A 996-nucleotide genomic window follows, 5' to 3' on the forward strand; every position below is an offset into this window, starting at 1 on the left:
ATGGAAAATAGTTGATGAGTTGTTTAATTTTAAGAATTTTTATCTTAATTAAGGAAGGAGTGATTTCAATGGCACAAGATATCATTTCAACAATCGGTGACTTAGTAAAATGGATTATCGACACAGTGAACAAATTCACTAAAAAATAAGATGAATAATTAATTACTTTCATTGTAAATTTGTTATCTTCGTATAGTACTAAAAGTATGAGTTATTAAGCCATCCCAACTTAATAACCATGTAAAATTAGCAAGTGAGTAACATTTGCTAGTAGAGTTAGTTTCCTTGGACTCAGTGCTATGTATTTTTCTTAATTATCATTACAGATAATTATTTCTAGCATGTAAGCTATCGTAAACAACATCGATTTATCATTATTTGATAAATAAAATTTTTTTCATAATTAATAACATCCATAATGGTGCAGTAGGTTCAAGCTACGCATTTTCATTAGTGAACCAAAGCATTGTTGATGAATTAGTCATCATTGATTTAGACACTGAAAAAGTTCGAGGAGATGTTATGGATTTAAAACATGCCACACCATATTCTCCAACAACAGTTCGTGTGAAAGCTGGCGAATACAGTGATTGTCATGATGCGGATCTAGTTGTCATCTGTGCTGGTGCTGCACAAAAACCTGGAGAAACACGTTTAGATTTAGTATCTAAAAACTTGAAAATATTCAAATCAATTGTTGGTGAAGTAATGGCATCAAAATTTGATGGTATTTTCTTGGTAGCTACAAATCCTGTTGATATTTTAGCGTATGCAACATGGAAATTCTCTGGTTTACCTAAAGAACGTGTTATAGGTTCTGGTACAATTTTAGACTCTGCACGCTTTAGATTATTGTTAAGCGAAGCGTTCGATGTTGCGCCACGTAGCGTCGATGCTCAAATTATTGGTGAACATGGTGACACTGAATTACCAGTATGGTCACACGCTAATATTGCGGGTCAACCTTTGAAGACATTACTTGAACAACGTCCTGAG

Annotated in this window: 2 protein-coding genes; both read left to right on the forward strand. The window is 33.3% G+C overall.

The window, feature by feature from the left end:
* Window positions 1-68 precede the first annotated feature (68 nt).
* Window positions 69-149, forward strand: coding sequence for a delta-hemolysin (gene hld / locus F1003_RS18465; protein WP_000046022.1), 81 nt, complete (start codon window positions 69-71; stop codon window positions 147-149).
* Window positions 150-378: 229 nt separating this feature from the next.
* Window positions 379-996, forward strand: a 618-nt coding sequence (locus tag F1003_RS18470) for a lactate/malate family dehydrogenase (RefSeq protein ID WP_497986921.1), incomplete at its 3' end; no start/stop codon positions are given.

It is taken from the genome of Winogradskyella ouciana (assembly GCF_009709615.1).
Taxonomy (GTDB): domain Bacteria; phylum Bacteroidota; class Bacteroidia; order Flavobacteriales; family Flavobacteriaceae; genus Winogradskyella; species Winogradskyella ouciana.